19 protein-coding genes are annotated in these 22028 nt (G+C 67.0%); 3 read left to right on the forward strand and 16 right to left on the reverse strand.

The genetic code is table 11. The features are described 5' to 3' along the window. Positions 1–60: 60 nt before the first annotated feature. Entirely contained in the window at positions 61–495 is a 435-nt protein-coding gene (locus CXR03_RS02210; RefSeq protein WP_104101645.1) for a hypothetical protein, read from the forward strand. Here the strand turns inward: CXR03_RS02210 and CXR03_RS02215 are convergent, their stop codons facing one another. From CXR03_RS02215 to CXR03_RS02265, 11 genes are all read right to left on the reverse strand, one after another. Beyond that, positions 496–1569 carry a UDP-N-acetylmuramate dehydrogenase gene (locus tag CXR03_RS02215; protein ID WP_104053685.1) on the reverse strand — a complete coding sequence of 358 codons (1074 nt, stop codon included), beginning with the start codon at positions 1567–1569 and terminating at the stop codon, positions 496–498. 5 nt (positions 1570–1574) lie between these two features. After that, positions 1575–2006, reverse strand: a complete 432-nt coding sequence (locus CXR03_RS02220) for a MaoC family dehydratase (RefSeq protein WP_104052797.1) — start codon at positions 2004–2006, stop codon at positions 1575–1577. A gap of 4 nt (positions 2007–2010) precedes the next feature. Beyond that, positions 2011–2460 (reverse strand): MaoC family dehydratase N-terminal domain-containing protein, encoded by a 450-nt coding sequence (locus CXR03_RS02225; protein ID WP_104052799.1) that lies wholly within the window; start codon positions 2458–2460, stop codon positions 2011–2013. Then, complete coding sequence (locus tag CXR03_RS02230; protein ID WP_104052801.1) at positions 2457–2687, reverse strand: hypothetical protein; 231 nt, start codon at positions 2685–2687, stop codon at positions 2457–2459. The genes CXR03_RS02225 and CXR03_RS02230 overlap by 4 nt, the downstream gene beginning before the upstream one ends. A 69-nt stretch (positions 2688–2756) precedes the next feature. Beyond that, on the reverse strand, positions 2757–3686 hold the full coding sequence (locus CXR03_RS02235) for a DUF2797 domain-containing protein (protein ID WP_181034469.1): 930 nt from the start codon (positions 3684–3686) through the stop codon (positions 2757–2759). 93 nt (positions 3687–3779) lie between these two features. Beyond that, on the reverse strand, positions 3780–4346 hold the full coding sequence (locus tag CXR03_RS02240; RefSeq protein ID WP_104101648.1) for a type 1 glutamine amidotransferase domain-containing protein: 567 nt from the start codon (positions 4344–4346) through the stop codon (positions 3780–3782). 115 nt (positions 4347–4461) lie between these two features. Continuing rightward, the gene (locus CXR03_RS02245; protein ID WP_181034470.1) at positions 4462–5733 is read right to left on the reverse strand and encodes a ParA family protein; all 1272 of its coding nucleotides are present in this window, start codon (positions 5731–5733) and stop codon (positions 4462–4464) included. Positions 5734–5895: 162 nt separating this feature from the next. Next, a complete protein-coding gene (locus CXR03_RS02250; RefSeq protein ID WP_104101649.1) occupies positions 5896–7179 on the reverse strand; it encodes a M20 family metallo-hydrolase in 1284 nt (427 codons plus the stop codon). Beyond that, positions 7176–8873, reverse strand: a complete 1698-nt coding sequence (locus CXR03_RS02255; protein WP_104101651.1) for an amidohydrolase — start codon at positions 8871–8873, stop codon at positions 7176–7178. The genes CXR03_RS02250 and CXR03_RS02255 overlap by 4 nt, the downstream gene beginning before the upstream one ends. Then, positions 8870–10561 carry a thiamine pyrophosphate-dependent enzyme gene (locus tag CXR03_RS02260; protein ID WP_104101652.1) on the reverse strand — a complete coding sequence of 564 codons (1692 nt, stop codon included), beginning with the start codon at positions 10559–10561 and terminating at the stop codon, positions 8870–8872. The genes CXR03_RS02255 and CXR03_RS02260 overlap by 4 nt, the downstream gene beginning before the upstream one ends. A gap of 21 nt (positions 10562–10582) precedes the next feature. After that, positions 10583–11905, reverse strand: coding sequence for an MFS transporter (locus tag CXR03_RS02265; RefSeq protein WP_104101654.1), 1323 nt, complete (start codon positions 11903–11905; stop codon positions 10583–10585). 169 nt (positions 11906–12074) lie between these two features. Here CXR03_RS02265 and CXR03_RS02270 point away from each other — a divergent pair, with 169 nt between their 5' ends. Continuing rightward, entirely contained in the window at positions 12075–13244 is a 1170-nt protein-coding gene (locus CXR03_RS02270) for a helix-turn-helix domain-containing protein (RefSeq protein WP_104102761.1), read from the forward strand. A 60-nt stretch (positions 13245–13304) separates the two neighbouring features. Here the strand turns inward: CXR03_RS02270 and CXR03_RS02275 are convergent, their stop codons facing one another. The 4 genes from CXR03_RS02275 to CXR03_RS02290 all read right to left on the reverse strand — a co-directional run bounded on the left by CXR03_RS02275 (position 13305) and on the right by CXR03_RS02290 (position 19028). Further along, entirely contained in the window at positions 13305–14756 is a 1452-nt protein-coding gene (locus CXR03_RS02275) for an APC family permease (protein ID WP_104101656.1), read from the reverse strand. A 74-nt stretch (positions 14757–14830) separates the two neighbouring features. After that, positions 14831–16318 carry an aldehyde dehydrogenase family protein gene (locus CXR03_RS02280; protein WP_104101658.1) on the reverse strand — a complete coding sequence of 496 codons (1488 nt, stop codon included), beginning with the start codon at positions 16316–16318 and terminating at the stop codon, positions 14831–14833. 53 nt (positions 16319–16371) lie between these two features. Further along, complete coding sequence (locus CXR03_RS02285; protein WP_104052824.1) at positions 16372–17568, reverse strand: acyl-CoA dehydrogenase family protein; 1197 nt, start codon at positions 17566–17568, stop codon at positions 16372–16374. A gap of 68 nt (positions 17569–17636) precedes the next feature. Next, positions 17637–19028: an aminotransferase class III-fold pyridoxal phosphate-dependent enzyme gene (locus CXR03_RS02290; protein ID WP_104101659.1), complete on the reverse strand. Its 1392-nt coding sequence runs from the start codon at positions 19026–19028 to the stop codon at positions 17637–17639. 80 nt (positions 19029–19108) lie between these two features. Between CXR03_RS02290 and CXR03_RS02295 the strand changes: the two genes are divergently transcribed. Next, positions 19109–20635 (forward strand): PucR family transcriptional regulator, encoded by a 1527-nt coding sequence (locus tag CXR03_RS02295; RefSeq protein ID WP_104101661.1) that lies wholly within the window; start codon positions 19109–19111, stop codon positions 20633–20635. Here the strand turns inward: CXR03_RS02295 and CXR03_RS02300 are convergent. After that, the gene (locus CXR03_RS02300; protein ID WP_104101663.1) at positions 20623–21879 is read right to left on the reverse strand and encodes a CaiB/BaiF CoA-transferase family protein; all 1257 of its coding nucleotides are present in this window, start codon (positions 21877–21879) and stop codon (positions 20623–20625) included. The genes CXR03_RS02295 and CXR03_RS02300 overlap by 13 nt on opposite strands. Between the last annotated feature and the right edge of the window lie 149 nt (positions 21880–22028).

Consider the following 22028-nt stretch of genomic DNA (forward strand, 5'->3'; position numbering starts at 1 on the left):
CGGGACGGGTCCGCTTTTGCGTGTGCGCGCAGTGTCAGTGGCAGGTGGGAAGGTGGCGCTATGGACAAGTTCACCGTGGAAGAAATCCTCCGCACCTTCTTCACCCTCAGCGCCGAGGGCAAACAAACAGCCACCGCAGCGCGGTACGCCAGGGTTCTGGTACAGCTGCGGCTGTACCTGGAAACAGACGGCTGGATATACCTGACCCCGGACCGTGCCGTCCTGCTGGATTTGGAACGAAGCTTCAACCCGGAGAACGCCTTCGCGCGGATCTTCGACGCCGAGGACCTGCTCTATACGCTGCACGGCTTCCTGGACCCGCAGTGGCTGCTGCCCGGACTGCAGGACCGGCGAACCCAGGTGAGCCTGACGTCCCGGCTGGTGCAGTGGCTGTGCAGCCGGGCACTGGTGGACCGGTCATGGCACGGCGGACAGGTGCGCGAAGTCCTGGCCGCCGCCCAAATCATGCGCCGGAACCGCGGCGGGGCAGCCTGATTACAGCGAGCAGTTAATGAGCAGCGGCTCCGGGTGCAGCCGAAGGCCAAAGGCTTCGTCCACGCCGTCTGCCACGGCCCGCGCCACAGCCAGCAGGTCCTCGGCCGAGGCGTTGCCGCGGTTGGTTACCGCAAGGGTGTGCTTGGTGGACAGTGAAGCCCGGCCGCCGGCCAGTTCGGCCCCCTGGCCGGTCTCCGGCAGGCCGAAGCCCTTGGGGAAACCGGAACGGTCAATGAGCCAGGCGGCGCTGAGCTTGACCATTCCGGGCTGTTCCACCGGGTAGCGCGGCGCCTCGGGCGGCAGATGCGCGGCCTCCTCCTCGGAAACCACCGGATTCGTGAAGAAGGAGCCGGTGCTCCAGGTGTCCGGATCTTCGGGATCAAGCACCATGCCCTTGCCGGCGCGCAGCCGCAGCACCTCGCGGCGGACGTCTTCGGCAGCGGCCCGCTCCCCCGCCTCCACACCGAGTGCCCGGGCCAGCTCGGCGTAGCGCACGGGCGCACTTTCCATGCCCCGGGTCAGGCCGAAGTCCACGGTCAGGACCACGTACCGCGGTGAACCGTTCACCGTGGCGCGTTTCAGCACCGAGTCCCGGTACCCGAACTGCAGCTCTTCATTGGTGAACTGCACTACGGTACGGGTTTCCCGGTCCCAGGCGCGGACTCCGGTAATGCTGTGCGAAACATCCGCACCGTAGGCGCCCACGTTCTGCACCGGCGTCGCACCGGCCAGGCCCGGAATGCCGGAGAGCGCCTCGAGGCCGGAGCAGCCCCGGCGCAGTGTTTCCGCCACCAGCTCATCCCAGGGGTGACCGGCCTGCGCACGGACGGTGACAGTGTTTTTGTCCTCGGTGAATTCCAGGCCGCGGGTGGCAACGTGGACCACGGCGCCGTCGAACCCGGCGTCAGAGATCAGCAGATTGGAACCGCCGCCCACAATCAGCAGCGGTTCCTTCGCCTCATCGGCGGCACGGACCGCACCGATGAGCTCGTCCTCGGTTTCGGCGTTGATGTAGCGGCGGGCAGGCCCGCCCACGCGGGAGGTGGTCAGGGAGGCCAGGGGCAAAGAGGTCAGCGCACTCACCAGATCCGTACAACCGCCTGTGCCTTGACCAGCACCTTCTGGCCGTTGAACGTGACGGTAAGGTCCACGCGTGCGGTGGAATTGTCAGCGTCGAGCGCTCCAATTACTCCGGTGACTTCGACGACGGCGCCGGCCTCGCCGTCAACATCCTCCACCGGAACCGGCCGGGTGAAACGCGTCTGGTAGTCGATCACGGCACCCGGATCGCCGATCCAGTCCGTCACCAGCTGCACAGCGGCACCCATGGTGAACATGCCGTGGGCGATGACACCGGGCAGATCCACGCTGCGGGCAAACCGCTCGTTCCAGTGGATGGGGTTGAAGTCTCCGGACGCTCCCGCGTAACGGACCAGATCGGCGCGGGAAATTTCCAGCGTGGCCGAGCCGATTTCCTGTCCGGCGGCGAGTTCGCTCAATGCAATCGACACGGCGTTACTGCCCTTCTCCGCGGACGAGGATGGATGACACGGCAGTGGCGACCTTTTCGCCCTCCGTGGTGGAAATTTCCGAGCGGGTGGTGAGCAGGGCGCCGTCGCCCATGGCCCGGACGGAATCCACATGAAGTTCTGCAATCAGTTCATCCCCGGCGACAATCGGCCGGTGATGCGTGAAGCGCTGGTCTGCGTGGACCACGCGGGTGAAATCGATGCCGGCCTCCGGGTCGGAAATCAGCTGCGCATCGGCGCGCTGGGCCACGATGACGGCAAAGGTGGGCGGCGCCACCAGGTCCGAGTACCCCAGCTGCGCGGCCTCCGCTACGTCATAATGCGCGGCATGGCCGGCTTTGACGGAACGGGCAAACTCACGGATTTTCTCGCGGCCCACTTGATAGGGCTCGCTGGCGGGATAGCTGCGCCCCTGCAGTTCGGGATTGATGCTCATTTGGTTCCCTTCATCCGGCGCCGGGCGTCCCGGGCTCGAACCACCATACCGCTCAGGTGCAGGCACATGCCCACCACGATCACGGGCGCGGCGATGTACATCAGCAACGGAGAATCTCCGATCGCACCGAAAACGACCATCAGCACGCCGGCTCCGGAAACCACCAGGGCGGATACAACCAGCTTGCGATACAGGGCGGAACCGGTTTCCCACGGGGTGTTTAGCATGCCCCCAGAATACAGGCGGGGCACCTCCTGCCGCGAAACGGGGGTCCGGGGCCGGGAGCCTTCCTGACCCTAAAAGAGCGCAGTCTGCAGGGCGGGAAGCCGTGCCTGATAGGCACCGAGGTTCAGCCGGCGCCCCTTCAGCCGGGCCAGATCGGCAAGGAGCGGCGTGTCCGAACCTTCCACCGTCACCAGTGCCGCTGCCCCCACCATGGCTTCAATGACCATGGCGTGCTCGCCGCTGCCCGGGTCCAGCGGATAGGCAACAGCTCCGGCCGCGTCCAGCACCACCCGGGCCTGGGCCGGACGCTCCCAGGTTTCAGCGACCACGCTGAATCCGCGGATGTCCGCCCCGGTCAGCAGTTCCCGGACCTTCGCCGCGTGCAGGGAGTTGGTCCGGTCCAGGAATTCCTCCGCCAGCGGCTGCGCCAGGGCAGCGGCCTTGGTGCCGGCACGCACCGCCTGCACCAGTCCCGCTTCAGCTGCGACCAGGTCTTCAAGGATGCGCACCACCCGCCCGTCGTCTGCGCGGGCCACGTAGCGCGCGGCCACCGCGCCCTGTTCCACGAGGCGCAGGCGTTTCCTTCCGGCTGCAGCGGTCCCCACCTTGCTCGTGCCGTCCGCAAAGGTGGCAACGTACAGCCAGTGCGGCTGCTCGAGGTACAGCTGAAGTCCCGGCGACGCGATTCCGGACCGGTGGACGTTATGCACCAGCCGCCAGTCGTCGCGGGCGAAGCAGGGCCCGCACTGATAGCCGCGTTCTGCCGCCGAATGCTCAGGGCAGGGCTGAGCGATGCGGGTGTGCCGGTCCTGCACCTTCACCGACCCCAGGCAGTGCCGCAGCGCGCCGTCCTCGCCGGGAAGAACCCGGTAGGACAGGACGGTCCCGGCGTTGAGCCTCTTCTGCAAGGACACGCCAACAGGCGAGCGCAGCGCAAGGTACGGACCGTCGTCGTCCCACGAAACTCCGGCGCTCAGATACCGGCCGGGGGCAGTCGTCACGGGTGAATCTCCAGAGAAAAAGGGAACAGGGCGCAAAGCGAAGGGCGGGGAGACGCCTGCGCGTGTCCCCGCCCCATTATCCCGCTTGACCGGTTAGGCGTGCTGTCCCTCGTGCTCACCCTCGGCAATTTCCTCCAGCAGCTTGTCGTTGAAGGCCGGCAAATCATCCGGGTTGCGGCTGGTCACCAGCCCCTGGTCCACCACCACTTCCTCGTCGCTCCAGTTGGCGCCGGCGTTCTTGAGGTCCGTGGCCAGCGTGTGGTACGAGGTCAGGTCACGGCCCTTGACGACGCCGGCTTCGATCAGCAGCCACGGTCCGTGGCAGATGGACGCCACCGGCTTGTGCGCTTCGAAGAACGCGCGGGTGAAGGCCTGCGCGTCCTTGTCCACACGCAGGAAGTCAGCGTTGACCACGCCGCCGGGGAGGACCAGGGCATCGAAATCATCGGCGTTGGCGTCTGCCACGGCCAGGTCAACGGTAAACGTCTCGCCCTTGTCCATGCCGTCGAAGCCCTGGACCGTGCCGCTGGACGGTGAGACCAGGGTGGGGACGCCACCTGCGGCCTTCACGGCCTCCCAGGGGCTGGTGAGCTCGACCTGTTCCACACCGTCGGTGAGGAGAAAAGCGACCTTCTTGCCGGAAATATCATGTTCAGACATGTTGCCTCCGTTTCGCAGACTTCTAGGGGCGGTATGTATCCGCCTGGAATCGAACGATTCCGTTGCCCCCACCCTAGAAAAAACCGGCAACAATAAGCAAGCTGACTAAATGCCCTTAGCTGGCAGACAGGCCCTCGGCGACTGCGGCAGCAGCTGCCAGCCAGGCCCGTTGGGTGGCCGGGCGCAGTGAACCGTAGCGAATCTGGCCCTTGCGCAGCGCCGCATCGTAGGGAATGGTCACCGTGGCCCGGGCCAGCGGTTCGAAGCCGCGGGCAACCCCGCGGACCTGGGCATCGGTTCCGTTGCGGTCCGACTGGCTGACGATGACGACGGCGTTGGTGGCGAGTTCGGCGAACATGCCGCCGCGCTCCTGGAGGGCTTCGAGGAGCAGGGCCCCGGCCTCGGCGTGTTCCTCAACCGTGGTGGTGGCAATGACGAGCTGGTCAGTGTGGTGGATCATCCGCAGCCAGCGCTCTGCGCTTTCATCGTTGCCTGAATCCACAAGGTTGAGCCGGAAATACTTCGAGGCCACCTCATGCAGGGCGTCGAAGTCCGCCATGGTGATCTTCTGCTCGGAGGCCAGGACGTCGGGCTTGGAGCGCAGGACGTCAAACTTGTCCTCCGTCTGGTGATGCACAAAGCGGGCCAGCAGGGCGGACTGGGCCGACGGCGACAGCAGGTTGCCGGTGTTCGGCAGCAGGTCCATGACGGTGGAGTCATGCGGCCCCTGCTCGGTGCGCCAGCCCAGGGTTCCGCGGGTTTCGTTGTTGTCCCAGGCCAGGACCGGACCCCCGCCGTTGCGGGCGAATACGGCCGCCAGCATGACGGTGGTGGGTGTCTTGTTGGCGCCGCCCTTGCCGTTGACCACGGAGATGGTCCTTGGGCCGGGCCAATGCTGGCTGACTGCCCGGATGTCACGGCGCTCGGCCTGCTCGGACTCGGACGGGGACATCCGGATGCCCATGCTGCTCAACAGTCCGCGGAAACCGCGCGTGGCCGGAATCCGGGCAGTCTGGGTGTCCAGGAAGGAGGCCCGGCGCCGGGCCGTGGCACGCGTTTCCGGTTCCCCGGCGATGACGCTGCTCCAATCCGGGGCGTCGGTCTGTTCGGCGGCGTGCCCGGTCTCCGCGGCATACCCGGCTTCGTCCTCCCAAACCAGAGGCGGGTTGTCCTGCCGGAGGGATTCCGTGAAGCCGGCAGGCGGCTGGGCAGGCGGCTGGGCAGGCGGCTGGGCAGGCGGAACGGGAGCGGACACCGCCGCGGTGCGGCCTTCGATCCCCCGCCGGCTGCGCCGGCTCATCGCAGGAATGCCGGCTGCTTCCCTCCCCTCAGGACCTTGGGTGAAATGGTCTTGGGCAGCGGGGTATTCGGGACTGGGCTCGCGCATGTCTTCGTCTTTCGTTCCGGGCTGTGTGGTGGGCCGAACACAGGGGTGCGGACAGCTCATATACCGCTGCTGCACCCCCGATTCCGCTCCCCCCGGCGAATGTAAAGGCCTTTCCACCCTACAGAAGGCCCCGGCAGCTCACAGAACCGGGCTGCGTCCGGCCTACTTCCCGCTCACGAAGCCCCCTGCGGCCACGCGTTCCAACAGCTCCGTCAACAGGTCCACTCCGGCCAGCATGTCCGCGTCGCTGGTCAGTTCCTTTTCATTGTGGGAAATCCCTTCAACGCTGGGCACGAAAAGCATGATGGTGGGTACCAGGTCCTTCAGGTTGGTGGAGTCGTGCCCGGCCAGTGTGCGGACTGTTCCGTACGGCAGGCCCAGAGACCTGGCGCAGTCGGCAGCGAGCGCCATGCCGGCCTCGTCGTAGGCCTTGGCGGCCCACACGTGCTGGGCTCCCTGTTCGATGCGTACTGAGGCGGACTCTTCAATGGCGGCGATGCGCCGGTGCAGTTCGGCGTCGGCTGCGGCCAGCACATCGGCGTCGGTGCTGCGGACATCCACCAGCAGCTGAACCCGGCTGGCGACCACCACGGGAGAGTTTGGATAGACGGTGAATTCACCGCAGGACGTTATGACGGCATGTTCCTGGGTGCTGAAACCGTCAGCGATCTCCCGGGCCGCCACCACCAGGGCGCTGGCCCCCAGCAGGGCATCATGCCGGTCGGCAATTACGGTGGCACCCGTATGGGCCTGCTCACCGTGGACCGTGAACTCGTACTTGTTGGCACCCCAGGTGGATTCGACGAGGCCGATGGTCAAGCCGGCATCTTCCAGCGAGCGCCCCTGCTCAATGTGGATCTCCAGGTACGCGGCCAGGTCCAGCGAGAAATCCCCGATGGTGCCAATGCTCTCCAGTGCTTCCCGCACCGATGTGCCGCGGGGATCGGTGGTCGCCAGGACCTGCTCCGCCTCAAGCTTGCCCGTGAACACCGCGCTGCCCATCATGGACGGCTTGAACCGGCAGCCTTCCTCGTTGAACCAGTTAATTACCGCAATGTTGAACAGCGGCTCGTCACCGCCCGCGGCCAGCTGCTGCTGCAGCCGGATGGCCGCATGTGCCCCGGCGAGGACACCGTAAGCGCCGTCGTACCTGCCGCCCAGGGGCTGGGAATCGAGATGTGAACCCATCGCAATGTACGACGCCCCGGGAACCAGTTCCAGCAGGGCAAACTGGTTGCCCACTTCGTCATAGCGCACCTCGAACCCGTGGCCCTCGGCCAGCCCGCGGAACCAGTTCCTCGTTTGCCCGTCCGCGGGGGTTCCGGCCTGCCGGTCCACTCCTCCCCCGGCTGTGGCTCCGAAGGTGCTCATGGAGCGGAAGTCGGCGAGGAAGGCTTCGGCGTCGCCGCCGCGCAGGGACGGGGGCTGGGGTGCGGTGGTGGTCATTGGATAGCTCCTGTTGTCTGGGCCGCCGGTTCGATGCCCGGTGCTCGGGCGGCAAGCCTGTTGTAGGTGAATTCGCCGCCCACAAGGGTGGCGAGGACTTGGAGGGCTGAAATGTCCGGCGCATCCAGCGGTGAACCGGAGAGCACCGCAAAGTCCGCGAGCTTTCCACGGCGCAGGGTGCCTTTGTCCGCGGCCGTGCCGGTGGCCTGAGCCGCCCAGTCGGTATAGGTGCGCAGCGCTTCCTCGGGGGTCAGGCCTTCGCCGGCACCGCCCAGGATTTTTCCCTTTTCGGTTTTCCGGTCCACGCAGGACTGCAGGGCACGCAGGACGTTGTTGTCCGCCACCGGCAGATCCGAACTGCCCGCCACCAGGATTCCCGCGTCAACCAGGGACCGCCCGCGGTACAGCCAGCCCTCGCGCTCCGGCCCCACCATGGCGGCGAACTGGTCCCCGAGGGGACCAATGAACGCTGCCTGCGGGGTAACGGCAATGCCTGCGGCGGCGACGGCGGCCAACTGGTCAGGGCGGGCGATGCCAAAGTGTTCAATCCGGTTGGGCAGGGCGTTGCGACCGTAGCGTTCCTGGCACGCAACAATGATTTCGGTCGCCAGGTCAATTGCTGCGTCCCCGATCGCGTGCAGGGCGATGGGCCAGCCGGCCCGGTAGGCGGCGTCGACGCGTTCACGGTAGACATCGGGATCATCAAGCAGGTACCCGGTGTTATGCGGATGCCCGCAGTAGTCTTCGGTGACCGCCGCCGTCGCCCCCAGCAGCGAGCCGTCCATGAAGACCTTGACCGGCCCCAGGGATAACCGATCATCGCCAAAACCGGCCACCACCCCCAGGTCCAGCCCGCGGCCGGATCCGGTGCCGTGCATGTCGGTTTCATTGGCCTGCAGCGGCTGCAGGGAATCCAGTGCCGGCATCAGCTGAGCTCTGGCGTGCAAACGTCCCGCGGCGGCAGCCTGCTGATACGCCGCAACTTCCACCGGACTGTGGCCGATCCAGCCGCCGCCCACGCCGGCTTCGGTGAAACTGGTGATGCCGACGGCGGCATAGCGGGCGGTGGCTGCGTCCAGGGCTTTAACGATTTGTGTCACCGGATAGGGCAGCAGCAGGCCCTGCAGCAGCTGCTGGGCTGCTTCCTCCACGATTCCGTTGGGTGATCCGTCCTCCGCGCGGCGGACGGCGCCGCCGGTGGGATCCGCGAACCCCGGTTCAAAGACGCCCGCCAGCTGCAGCGTGGCGGTGTTGGTAATGGACAGGTGTCCGGAGACATGGCGCAGATACAGCGGCCGGCCGCCGGTGATCCGGTCCAGCCGGTCGATGTCGGGAAAGGCTCCGCCGTGATGCTTGTGGTTGAAACCCGTGCCGTTGATCCAGGCCCCGGGCGTGTCCGCGAGCCGCTGCACTTCGTTTTCCAGCAATGCGTACAGCTCATCGAGGCCGCGGGCCTGCTCCAGATCGATGGCGTCCAGCCCCAGGCCCCACCAGGTGGTGTGGCAGTGTGCATCAATGAACCCGGGTACCACGGTGGCTCCGTCAAGGTCGATGCTCCGTTCGGCGGTGCATCCCTCCAGCTCCTCGTCAAAGCCGGCAATCCGGCCGTTGAGCACCCCCACTGAACGGGCAGCTGGCCGCGCTTCCTCCAAGGTGACGATGTTCCCGCCGTGCAGGATGAGGTCAAGTTTCATCGGATTCCTTCCAGCGCCGCCGGTTCCGCACTGCGGCCGGGGACTGAGGCTGCGTCTCGTGCGAGGGTGTTTGCCGTGGCAGGAGCCATGGTGTCCGGATCTGTCAGCACATGCAGCAGCGCCAGGCGCCCGCTGTCCAGGGCCCGGTCCAGTGCCGGGCCGAACGCAGCGGTGTCCTCCACCCGCTCTCCGTGTCCGCCGAAGCTGCGGATCCAACCGGCAAAGTCCGGGTTGGCAAGCGCTGTGCCGGAGGGCCGCTCCGGGTACTTTTGGCGCTGATGTGCCACGATCGTGCCGTAGCCGCCGTTATCCACCACAATCACCAGCGGGGCTGCGCCCTGAGCTGCGGCGACCGCCAGTTCCTGGGCGTTCATGAAGAAGTCACCGTCACCGCAAACGGCAACCACCGGGCGTTCGGGGTGGATCAGCGATGCAGCCACCGCGGCAGGCACTGCCAGTCCCATGGCACCGTTGCGCGGTCCCACCAGGGATCCCGCGCCGTGGTGACTGAGGTAGCGGGCGCCCCAGATGGTGGCGTTCCCGGCTCCGTAAGTCAGGATCCGGTTCTCCGGCAGCCGCCCTTCCAGGAGGCCAAAGGCCACTGCCAGGTCGACGCCGGAGCCTCCGTCCGGCCGCGGTACGGCGTACCGCCGCTGATCAGCGGCGAGTGCTTCCATCCACGAACCGTCCCGATTTCCGCGGGCCGCCAAGGGGTCCGGCAGGGACCGGGTGAAGGCCGCGGGGGTCACGGTCAGATGCAGGTCGATGCGTCCGTCGTGGCCTGCCGCATCGGGATCGGGCAGTACCAGGACCGTTGGTTTTCCCGCCCCGCGCGTGTAGCCGTCGCTGAGGACGTCGGTGCGCGCGCAGCCAACAAAGAGCAGCAGGTCCGCCTCGTCCAGCCGTGCGGCCAGGGTATCGGCCCGCCCGTACCCCAGCCACCCGGCCCAGGCCGCAGAAGTGTGCGGCACGGCGTCGTAGGACCGGAAATCCGCAGCCACCGGAACCCGTACCGAGGCAGCCCACGCGGCCAGCTGCCCGCCGTCGTCGGCCGTCCAGCCTTCTCCGCCAACGATCAGCAGCGGACGCTCCGCACGAGCCAGCCGGTCCGTCAGCTCGTCAAGATCCGCTGCGCCGGGCTGCGCGGCGGCGGTTCTGCGGGGCGGCACGGTCCCCTGTCCGGCCGGACGCACGAGTACGTCCTCGGGCAGACCGATCACCACCGGCCCGGGCCGTCCGGAGGCGGCCAGGTGCATGGCTTCGGCGACGGTTTCCGCTGCCCGGCGTTCGTCGTCGAGCACCATCACTTTCTTGGCCGTGGTGGAGAACCAACCCTCCAGACTGAACTCCTGGAAGGCGCCCCGGCCGCGGTCTGCGTGCGGAATCAGTCCGACAAAAAGGACCAGTGCAGTGGCGTCCTGCCAGGCGGTGTGGACCGCGATCATGGCGTTGGCCGCTCCCGGCCCGCGGGTCACCATTGCCACCCCGGGTGCGCCGGTGAGCCGGGACTCCGCGAGCGCCATGAAACCGGCTCCGCCCTCCTGCCGGCAGACCACCGTCTGGATGGCTGAATCATGGAGCCCGTCCAAAACGTCCAGGAAGCTTTCACCGGGGACGGTGTAGATCCGCTCTACGCCGTGCTCTTCCAGCTGGCGGACAATGAGATGGCCTGCTGAGCGCTGTGCCACAAGATATTCCTTCCGGTTGACCTAGTGCTTGAAGCCGGGAAGGTCCACGCTCATGCGCGGGGCGATGGTTCCGGCGGCGGCAGTGAACAGGCTCAGCACCACCAGCATCGCTGCAGCCGGCCACCAGTGATCGGACGCCGCCGCCACCAGGCCGGTGGCCAGCAGCGGAATGAAGCCCGAGACCATGCCGGCGGTGTTCTGCGCGAAGCCGACGCCCGTATACCGGGTGCGGGCGGGGAAGAGCCCCGTCAGGATGGTGCCGTTTGCGGCGTACGGGAGGGACAGGGTGGCCACGGCCAGTGTCATGCCCAGGATCACCAGCACCGGCGTGCCGGAGGTGATGAGCAGGAAAGAGGGGATGGCTGCGACGGCGGATCCGAGGCCGCCGTAGAGGATCACCCGGCTGGAGCCGAAGCGCTCGCCGAGCCGGCCGCCCAGGATGAGCACGGGAATTTCCACCGCCGCGGCCACCATGCCGCCCAGCAGCATCAGCTGGGAGGAGTAGCCCAGGATGGACACCCCGTAGTAGACCACGAAGGCGGTCACCAAATAGAAGCCGCCGACGCCGAGCAATGCAGCGGCCATGCCTACGATGATCTGCTTCCAGGAGTCCTTCAGGGTGGTGCGGATGGGGGTCTTTTCCACCTGCCCGTGTTCAAGCAGCTCCGCAAACACGGGAGATTCCTCCAGCCGGCTGCGGATGTACACGGCGACAAGGAGCATCGGAATGGCGGCAAGGAAGGGAATGCGCCAGCCGAAGCTGTCAAAGTTTTCCTGCGAGAACAGGAGTGTCATCAGGAAGAATCCGCCGGAGGACAGGATGGTTCCGATGGGTGAACCAATCTGCGGGAACGCGGCGTAACGGGCACGGCGCTCCAGCGGCGCGTTTTCCACCACGATGGTCATGGCTCCGGACCATTCCCCGCCCACGAACAGGCCCTGGGCCACGCGCAGGAGCACCAGGAGGACCGGAGCTGCGATGCCGATGGCCGCATAGGTGGGCAGCGCACCGATCAGGCCCGTGACGACTCCGATGCCCACGATGGTGATCATGAGCGTCTTGCGCCGGCCGATCCGGTCCCCCATGGCGCCGAAGAACATTCCGCCCAGCGGGCGTGCCAGCAGGCCGACGCCGAACGTCGCGAACGAGGCCAGGGCTGCCGCCGTGGCGTTTTCATTGGTGAAGTATTGAACGTTGAAGATCAGCGCTGCAGCGGCGCTGAAGAGGAAAAAGTCGTACCACTCCATGGCGGTGCCGATCAGGGCTCCGACAGAAACCTTCATGGCCTCTTTGTCGGTGAGAGTACGGGTTGCCCCGGCCTCGAGGTTCAGTGGTTGTGTCATGCCTGCCTCCGCAGCTGCTGGTGCCAAACCGTTCAAACGGTCGTTCTGGACGGGAACGAAGCACCAGCATCTCAGGGCGCCCCGTATGACGCGTGCAACAAATTCAGTGGATTACGCCCCGTAAGATGTGCAAAAGCACAAAAACAGGGTGGTTTATCAAGTGGTAATCATGCAGAAACACGGATTTAACATCGAGGACTCCTCAGCTCGGTGGACCGCGCTCCTGGACGGACTCAGCGTGGAGCGGCTGACCGCGCTGTTCCTGGAGCGGGTACTGCAGCTGAATGACTACCACGACGGCGCGTTGCCGGCCAGCGAGATCCGCCGCACCGCCACCGTGTCCTTCAGCGCACTGATTGAAAGCCTGCGTCCTCGGGATGACAGCCCGCGCCTGGTGGCGGAGCGCCACGACATTGCCCTGGATGTGGGGGTCTCACGCGCCCGGGCAGGTGTTCCGGTGGAGTCGCTGATGACGGCGATACGCCTGGATTTCACCATCCTGTGGAGCGAGCTGATGAACCTGGCTGATGCCTCGGACGCCGAACTGCTGGTCCGGCGGGCCGAGACAGTCTGGGAAGTGGTGGATTCCTATGCCTCCCAGGCACAGGCCGCATACATTCTGGAGCGCCAGCGAATGGCACAGGAGGCAACGTCGCTGCGGCAGGGCTATGTTGCGGCACTGTTCGGGCCGGTCAGTGCGCCGCCGGAAATGCTCGCCCGCATTGCCCGGGGCCTGGGGGTGGGCGAAGACGCAATCCTGATGGTGGCGGCAGCCGCCGCGGACAACACCGCCGCCCTCCATCTGGCTGTGGCAGCGGCTTCACGGCGCGGCGCTGACCTGTTCACGCATCCCCTGCCGGACGGGCTGGTGGTGTTTTGGGTGTGCGACGAGCGGAGCGGAAGCGCCGTCCGGGACGCCGCCGAGCAGGTCCGCGGCATTCCGTGCGGTCTGGTGGAACGCGTGCACGGGCTGGCCGGCCTGCGGCTGGCCGCGCAGACGGCCCGGGCACTGGCGGCACTGGCCGGCCCCGGCGACCGGGGAGCCCTGACCATGCGCAACGCGTGGGCCCGCCTCGCGCGGCACCGGCTGGCGGAGACCGGCATTCCCATGGTCCCGGATGTGGACGCGGCCCTGCAGGGCTGCGGCCCGGTGGAGCGGGAGCGGCTGCAGGAGGCCGTGAGCACCTACTTGGCGACCGGCAGCATCGCCCGGTCCGCGGAGCAGTTGTTCTGCCACCGGAATACCCTGATGAACCGGCTGCGCCGCTTCACCGAGCTCACCGGCATTGATGTGATGGTGCCGGAGCAGGCGGCGCGCCTGGTGGTGGCCTGGTCCTAGGTTCCTAGGTTCCTAGGTTCCTGGATGCACTGACCGGGCCCGCCGCCGCTCCGTTCCCTTTTAGCGCCGGCGCCGCGCGGCCAGGCGTTCCAGCAGATCCTCCTCCGCATGTTCCCCGGGGGCGATCCCGCCGGGAATGCGCAGCAGGAAGAAGAGTCCCAGCGTCCACCACAGGCCAAAGAGCAGCCACGGGACGGCACCCAGCGCGGCCGGCATGCCGGGCAGGTACAGCGAGAGCAGTCCCAGACACAGCACCACCGCGGCGATGCCGATCAGCTGACCGCCGTTGCCCTTGCCGCCGATACGCAGCGGGCGGTCCATCTTCGGTTCGCGGCGGCGCAGGAGGACAAACACCAGCGAAACCAGCGCATAGGCAATCACAATGCTCGGTGACCCTGAATCAACCAGCCAGCCCAGCATGTTCTGCCCGAAGAACGGCGCCAGGACGGACAGTGCCCCGATGAACAGCAGCGCGTTGACCGGGGTGCGGTACTTGGGGTGCAGCTTGCCGAACCAGGCCGGCAGCATCCCCGCGCGCGCCATCGAATACATCAGCCGTGAGGCACCCAGCAGCAGGGAGTTCCACGAGGTCAGGATGCCTGCGATTCCGCCCGCGATGAGGATCTTGGCCATGATGTCGGAGCCAAACAGTTTGCCCATGGCGTCCGCCGTCGCAATGTCGGTGCCGGCGAGCTCCTGCGCGTTCATGGCGGAGGAGGTGGTGAGGATGGTGCCCACGTACCAGACGGTGGCCAGCGCGACGGCGATGACCACCAGGCGGCCGATCTGCCGTGCGGGGATATGGGTTTCCTCCGCGGACTGCGGAATGACGTCAAAGCCCACGAACATGAACGGAACCACCACCAGCACCGCGAAGAAGCCGCCCATTCCGCCGGTGAAGAAGGGCTCCATGTTGGCTGTCGATCCGCCGGTGAAGGAGCCAAAGACCAGCATCAGTCCGACAATGATCAGCAGCAGAACTACAAAGGTCTGTGCCACGCCGGCGTGCCTGACACCCAGAATATTCACTGCCGTAATGACGACGGCGGCCACCGCGCCCACCAGCGCCCAAGTCAGGTGCACGTGGTCCCCGGCAATCTCCCACAGCGGAACCGCGTTGAGGTTGGGGAACAGATAGGTGGCGGTCCGCGGCAGGGCCACGGCTTCGAAGGCCACAATCGTGATGTACCCGCCGGTAATCCCCCAGGACCCGATGAAGGACCACCGCGGTCCCATTCCGCGCAGCAGGTAGTTGTGCTCGCCGCCTGCCTTGGGCATGGCTGCCACGAGTTCGGCGTAGGTCAGGCCAACCACCGCCATGATCAGGCCGCCGGTGACCATGGCCAGGACCGCGCCCATGGTGCCGGCCGAGGTGATCCAGTCGCCGGTCAGGACCACCCAGCCGAAGCCGATCATGGCTCCGAAACCCAGGGCGAGAACGTCCCAGTTACCGAGGACCTTGAGGAGGGACGGCTCTGCGTCCCGCGTGGACTTCACTTCTGTTCTGCCCATTGATGTACCTATTCTGTGATTACCTCGGGTGGGTGTTGCGGTCAGGTGGTGATGCGGTGCCCGGCGCCGAACTGTCAGCCCGGATTTCCCCCGCGCAGATAGACGGTGGTGGTGTGGCTGAAGAATTCCTTCGCCGCGCCGCCCTGTTCCTTCGGTCCGTACCCGGACTTCCGTGCACCGCCGAAAGGCACGTGCGGATCGGCGCCGGCGGATTCCGAATTCACGTGCAGGATGCCAACGTCAAGGCTGTCCACGGCATCAAGCACGCGGGTGACATCCTGGGTAAAGACAGCGGCGCTGAGCCCGAATTCACTCTGGTTGGCCAGTTCAAAAGCCTGTCCGGCATCAGCAGCGCGGCGCACGCTCAGCACGGGGCCAAAGAACTCTTCCTGCCAAGCAGTGTTGGCTGCCCCGGCCACCGGATCGCCCGGCAGTTCCAGTACCGTCGGCGGAAGGAAGAACCCGCCGTCCGGGTCGGCGCGGCCCGGAGCCTTGCCCTGGTAGGCAAGTTCCGCTCCTTCGGCCAGGGCCGCCTCCACCCCGGCGCTCACGCTGTCCACAGCCGCTCCGTTAATCAGCGGCCCCATGTGGACTCCGTCGTCGGCGGGGTCACCGGTCACCCAGGCATCAAGGCGGGCGCGGAGCCGGTCCAGGAAATCATCGGCCACCACCCCGTCCACGATGAGGCGTGAGGTCGCGGTACATTTCTGGCCGGTGGAACGGAACGCTCCCAGCAGGACCTGCTCGGCTGCGAGATCCAGATCCGCATCCCGGAGCACGACGGCCGCGTTCTTGCCGCCCATCTCCGCCTGCACCGGAACGCCGCGCGCGGCACCGGCTGCGGCGAGGCGCCGTCCGATGCCGGTTGATCCGGTGAAGGTGAGACCGTCCAGCCGCGGGTGTTCCACCAGGGCGCTGCCCAGGCTCCCCGGTCCAATGACCAGGTTCAGTACACCCGCGGGGAGCCCCGCTTCCGCCAGGGCACCGGCCAGCCGCAACGCCAGCAGCGGCACGGTGCTGCCGGGTTTCCACACCACCGTGTTGCCGTACGCCAGCGCCGGGGCAATCTTCCAGGCCGGGATGGCGATCGGAAAGTTGAACGGTGTCACCACACCCACCACACCCAGCGGCTTGCGGACCACCAGGATCCGTTCGCCCCGGCGCGGGGAGGAGAAAACCTCCCCGGCGGACCGGTCCCCTTCGTTGCCGTAGTACCGCAGGATCTGTGCTGCGCGGAGCACTTCGCCCTGTGCCTCGGCTCGGGTTTTCCCTTCCTCCCGCGCCAGTTCCAGGCCGAGGCGCTCCTGGTCCCGTTCCAGGATGCCGGCGGCCCGGAGCAGAATTGCCCCGCGCTCATGCATCGGAGTGCCGGCCCAGGCACGCGCTGCCGCCGACGCAGCGGCCACCGCACGGTCCAGCTGCTCGGTGGAGGCCTGAGGGCCGTGTGCCACTGTTTCGCCGGGCCGGGCCGGGTTGACCGAAGTCAGGACGGAACCGGTGCCTTCTTCCCATGTTCCGTTGATGTAGTGCCGCAGTGCGGCGGCTGGTGCAGAGTGCGTCAAGGGAGCTCCTGGTGTGGGACGGCGGTGAGGCTGCGGACGGGATTCGCGGGCGGTTAGCGGAAGGCGGGGATGCCGGTGAGTTTCTGCCCCAGGATGAGGGTGTGCACTTCATCGGTGCCCTCGTACGTGCGCACCGATTCCAGGTTGTTGGCGTGGCGCAGCGGTGAGTATTCCAACGTGATGCCGTTGCCGCCGAGGATGGTCCTGGCTTCGCGGGCAATCGCAATGGCTTCGCGCACGTTGTTGAGCTTGCCCACTGAGATCTGGTGCGGCTGCAGGGTTCCGGCGTCCTTCAGCCGTCCCAGATGCAGGGCCAGGAGGAATCCCTTGTTGATTTCCAGGGCCATGTCTACCAGCTTTTGCTGGGTCAGCTGGTAGCCGGCCAGCGGCTTGTCGAACTGCAGCCGCTCCTTGGAATAGGCCAGGGCGGTTTCGAAGGAATCGCGTGCGGCGCCCATGGAGCCCCAGATGATGCCGTAGCGGGCTTCGTTCAGGCAGGAGAAGGGCCCGCGCAGTCCCTTGGCGCCGGGCAGGACCGCATCAGAAGGCAGGCGGAGGTCGGTCAGTTCAATCTCGCATTGGATGGAGGCACGCATCGAGAGCTTCGGTTCAATCGGCGTGGCGGCAAAGCCCGGCGTGTCAGTGGGCACAACGAAGCCGCGGACGCCGTCGTCGGTCTGCGCCCAGATGACGGCGACGGCGGCAACGTTGGCCAGTCCAATCCAGCGCTTGGTGCCGTTGAGCACCCAGTCGTCCCCGTCCCGGCGGGCGAAAGTCTTCATGGATGAGGGATCGGATCCGGCTGTCGGTTCGGTGAGCCCAAAGCAGCCGATGAGTTCGCCGGCTGCCATTCCCGGCAGCCACTGGGTTTTCTGCTCCTCGGAGCCCCATTTGGCGATGGCGCTCATCGCCAGTGACCCCTGCACGGAAACGAAGGTCCGCAGTCCGGAATCGCCGGCTTCCAGCTCTGCTCCGGCCAGCCCGTATTCGACCGCGGAACCGCCTGCGCAGCCGTAGCCGTGCAGGTGCATGCCCAGAAGACCGAGTTTGCCCATTTCCGGAACAATTTCGAGCGGGAAATGGGCGTCCTCGTACCAGCGCGCAATGTTCGGGCGGATCTGATCATTGACGAATCCGCGCACCCGTGCGCGCAGCTCCAGCTCCGCCGGGGTGAGCAGGGAGTCGAAGTTAATGAGGTCGGCGGGTTCCAAGGCTGCTTCGCCGGGTTCCTGGGCGGCAAGGGCGGTCATGATGCTCCATCTCTGTAGGGCGTTGCGGTTGTGCTGTGGGGCCGGCCCCTATCAACGGGCCGGGTGTGTCAGGAAATGCTGGCTGCGGGTGCGGCGGAGGATGCCGCCTGAAGGATGGCCGTGCGGAGAACATCCAGCCCGTCGCGCAGCAGTTCGTCGCCAATGACCAGCGGCGGCAGGAGGCGGATGACGTTTCCGTAGGTACCGCAGGTCAGGGTCAGGACACCTTGGGCGTGGCAGGCTGCGGACACAGCTGCGGCCAGGTCCGGCCGGGGCTGCAGGGTGTCAGGATCGGCAAACTCCAGGGCCAGCATGGCTCCCCGGCCGCGGAACTGGGCCACGACGCCGATCTCCTCCACCAGCGGTTCCAGCAGCTCACGGGCTGCAGCTTCAATGGACCGGGCGTTGGCCAGCAGGGTGCCGTCTTCGAATTCCTCAAAGACTGCCAGTGCGGCTTCGCAGGCCAGCGGGTTGCCGGCATAGGTGCCGCCGAGTCCGCCCGTATGCACGGCGTTCAAAAGTTCTGTCCGTCCGGTGACGGCGGACAGCGGCAGGCCTCCGGCCAGTGCCTTGGCACTGAGGGTGATGTCGCCGGCCACGCCCTCGTACTCGCTGGCATACAGCGTGCCGGTGCGGCCCATGCCGGCCTGGATTTCATCCATGACCAGGACAATCCCGTGCCGGTCGGCGATCTTCCGCAGTCCGGCCAGGAAACCGGGCGCCGGAACAATGAACCCGCCCTCGCCCTGGATCGGCTCGATGACCATGGCAGCGAAGGTTTCCGGGCCGCTTTCTGCCAGCGTTTGTTCAACGGAGGCCAGTGCAGCTGCAGCGTTCCCCGCCTCGGCACCGCTTGAAGGGCGCAGGGGGTTGGCCGAGGCTGCCCGGATAACCTCGCCGGGCAGCGGACCGAAGTTGAGCCGGTACGGGTTTACCTTGGCGGTCATGGCCATGGTGAGCAGGCTGCGCCCGTGGTAGGCCTCGTCGAAAACCAGCACGTTAGGCCGGCCGGTTGCCGCGCGGGCTATCTTGACGGCGTTCTCCACGGCTTCGGCGCCGGTGGAAAACAGGGCGGTGCGCTTGTCGAAATCCCCGGGGGTGTGTTCGTTGAGCCAGCGGCATACCTGGGTGAACGAGTCATATTCGGTAACCATGAAACAGGTGTGGGTGAACTTTTCCAGCTGCGCAGCCACCCGCTGCCGGACCCGCCGATTGGCGGCACCCACACTGGTCACCGCAATTCCGGAGGCAAAGTCGATGAACCGGTTGCCGTCCACGTCCTGGAGGATCCCGCCGTCGGCCCGGTCAATGAACACGGGCAATGTGACGCCGAAGCCGGCGCTGACGTGGGCCACGCGCTCCTGGTGCAGCGCCCGGGAACGGGGGCCCGGCACGTCGGTTGCCAGGTGCCTGGTCTGGGGAAGGGGTGCGGCTGCGGATTCAAAAGATGTCTCGGTCATGCGCACACGCTACGGAGCAATGCGACGTGCGTCATTGAACATTTGAGCCAATTTTGGCCGCGGTACTGGATGATTTGTCTATGGTCTCCCTCACTGAGCTCAGCAATGCCCTGGGCCCCCTCCTGGTCTTCCATTCCGGACGGCAGCAGCCTAGCCGCCAGCTCACCGGCGTCCATGTGTCCGAGCTGGAGGACCCCACGCCGTATCTGGAGGGCGGGGAACTGCTGCTCACCACCGGCATGCCGCTGGTGCGCAATGATGCCGCTGCCGGAGAGTACGTGGCGCGGCTTCGGGACAAGGGAATTTTGGCCCTTGGCCTGGGTTTGGGCCCGTGGCTCGAGGAGGTTCCTCTGCCGGTAGCCGAGGCTTGCGCAGCGGCGGGCGTTGAACTGCTGACCGTTCCCGACGGAGTGCCGTTCCAGAACATCTCGCGGGCGTACTGGCGGTTGTCCGCCCGGAGCAGCCAGGCCGACCTCATGAGCAGCCTGGGCACCCAGACAGCCCTCGCCCAGGCGGCGATGCGCCCGGACGCGACCACCGCCGTCGTCCGCGGCCTGGCGCAGGCACTGGGGGGCTGGGCCGCGTATCTGCCCGCCGATTCGGGGCCGTCAACCTTTTGGCCCGCCAGCGCCGAGGGGTACATTCCGCCGCTGCGCGCCGAGACCCTCCGGCTCAACCGGGCCGGAACACACTCTGCGGCCACTTTTGAAATCCACGGGCAGGCCGTTGTGGAGTATTCCATCGGCACCAGCGGACGCATCCACGGTTTCCTCGCCGTGGGCCCCGGACGCACGCTGACGGCGGCGGACCGCCAGGTGATCCTGACCGTCTGCACGCTGCTCGCGCTCAAGGCACGGCAGCGGGAGGTGGTTTCCGGCGCCACTGCGACGCTGGGCGCTGCCGTGGCCAAGCTCGTCCTTCACGGACATACGGAGGCGGCACGCATCCTCGCTGCAGACGTGGGCCTGCAGGAACTGCCCGGCCGGGTGCGCGTGCTGGGACTTACTGTCCGGGCCGGCGAGAACCCGGGACTGCTGATTCGGGCCGCTTCCGCTCTGGTTCCCGATGCCGGGCTGCCTCCCCTTCCGGACTATTCGGCCGCCTGCCTGCTGCGCCATGAGGAGGAATCAGCCCTGTACCTGGTGCTTCCGGCCCACGAAGTTCCGGCCGCGGGGCAGGAACCGGGGGCCGCGGCGCAGGAACCGGGGGCCGCGGCGTCCAGCCCTGCGGCGGCCCATCCGCACCTGGCCGGAGCCCTGAGCGAGCCGGTCCCGCTGGGGGAAGCGGCGTCGGTGATGCCGGCCGTCCGGCGGGCCCTGCGGCAGGCACCGCCCGGTTCGCTGGTGGGGACCGGAAGTGACAGCAATTCCCGGGCGCGTGAATGGGTGACCCTCCTGCAGGGCTACCCGCGGACGGACCTGGTGGGCACAGTGACCGAGTATCTGCGCCACCGCGGTCACTGGGAAAACGCCTCCCGCAGCCTGGGGGTGCACCGCAACTCGCTGCGGCACCGCATCAGCCTTGCTTCCTCGCTGCTGGGTGTGGACCTGGATGATCCCGATGTCTTTGCACCGTTGTGGATGGAGCTGCGGCACTACGAAAGGTGATCGGTTGGCTGCCTCTCGGCCTCTTCGCTGCGCAGCCAGGAGAGCACACTGTCCGTGTGCTCTCCCAGCCGGGGCGGGGCCTGGACGCGCGGGGCCAGCGGCGGCTCCCAGACGGCGGGGTGCCGCAGCTGCCGCCCGCTCACGGCGCCCGAGGCGTCCCGGACCTCGATGGTGGGTTCCAGCCCCAGCGATTCGGCGTAGGCAATGCCGTCATCGATGCCCGCGACACGGCCGGCCGGCACGCCGGCCCGCGTCAGCCGTTCCTGCCATTGGGCTGCCGGAGCCGCCGCCAGCAGCTCTTCCAGCAGCGGCACCAGCGCCTCGCGGTGTTGCACACGGGCACTGTTCGCTGCAAAGCGCCCGTCGGCGGCCAGGTCCGGCGCTCCCAGCTCCCGGGCGAGGCGGCGAAACTGTGCGTCATTGCCGCAGGCGACGGCAAGCGGTCCGTCAGCGCATTCAAGGAGTTGATACGGCACGATCGACGGGTGGGCGTTGCCCATTCTGGCAGGCACCGCTCCGCCCCCCAGGAAGGCCTGCCCCTGATTGGCCAGGGCTCCCTGCAGGCTGGAGAGCAGATTCAGCTGGACGTGGCTGCCGCGCCCGGTCGCGCGGCGGGCCTGGAGGGCGGCCAGTACGGCAATGGTGGCGTCCTTGGCCGTCAGCACGTCCACCAGCGCGACGCCGGCCTTGTACGGAGCGCCGTCGGCTTCCCCCGTGATGCTCATCAGCCCGCCAAGGGCCTGGACGATGAAGTCATATCCGGGAATGTCCCTGCCGCCGGTTGTTCCGAAGCCGGAGATGGAGGCATACACCAGCCCGGGATTCGCGGTGCTGAGTTCGGCGTACCCCAGGCCCAGCCGGTCCAGTCCGCCGGGCTTGAAGTTCTCCACCAGCACGTCCGCACGCAGTGCCAATTCCCGCGCCGCCTGCAGATCGTCAGGGTCGCTGAGGTCCAGGCAGACGGACTCCTTGTTCCGGTTCACCGATTCAAAATACGTTGAACCTGTTTCCGACCAGGGCGGCCCCCAGCTGCGGGTGTCATCACCGGCTCCCGGGCGTTCCACCTTCACCACCCGGGCGCCCAGGTCCGCCAGCGTCATGGTGCACAGCGGGCCTGCCAGCACGCGGGAGAAATCTGCAACCAGGATCCCGTCAAGCGGCCGCTGGCCCGCGGCGTCCGCTGCGCAGCCTGCCGCTGATCCATCCGTTCCGGCCGGTCCGTCCGGCGATGCTGATTTCACCATGTGTATGCTCCCCTGTTCCCCGGCGGACTTTCTTTCAGGGAAATTCCCCCTGTGTCACTCGTCACGCCGGACGATGCATCCAGCTTAGACACGGGCCGGATCGGAGATTTGGACGAATTGTCCTGCCGCAGGGCGCTCTGCACACCGGA

This window comes from Arthrobacter sp. 08Y14 (assembly GCF_002929455.1).
GTDB classification, from domain to species: domain Bacteria; phylum Actinomycetota; class Actinomycetes; order Actinomycetales; family Micrococcaceae; genus Arthrobacter_B; species Arthrobacter_B sunyaminii.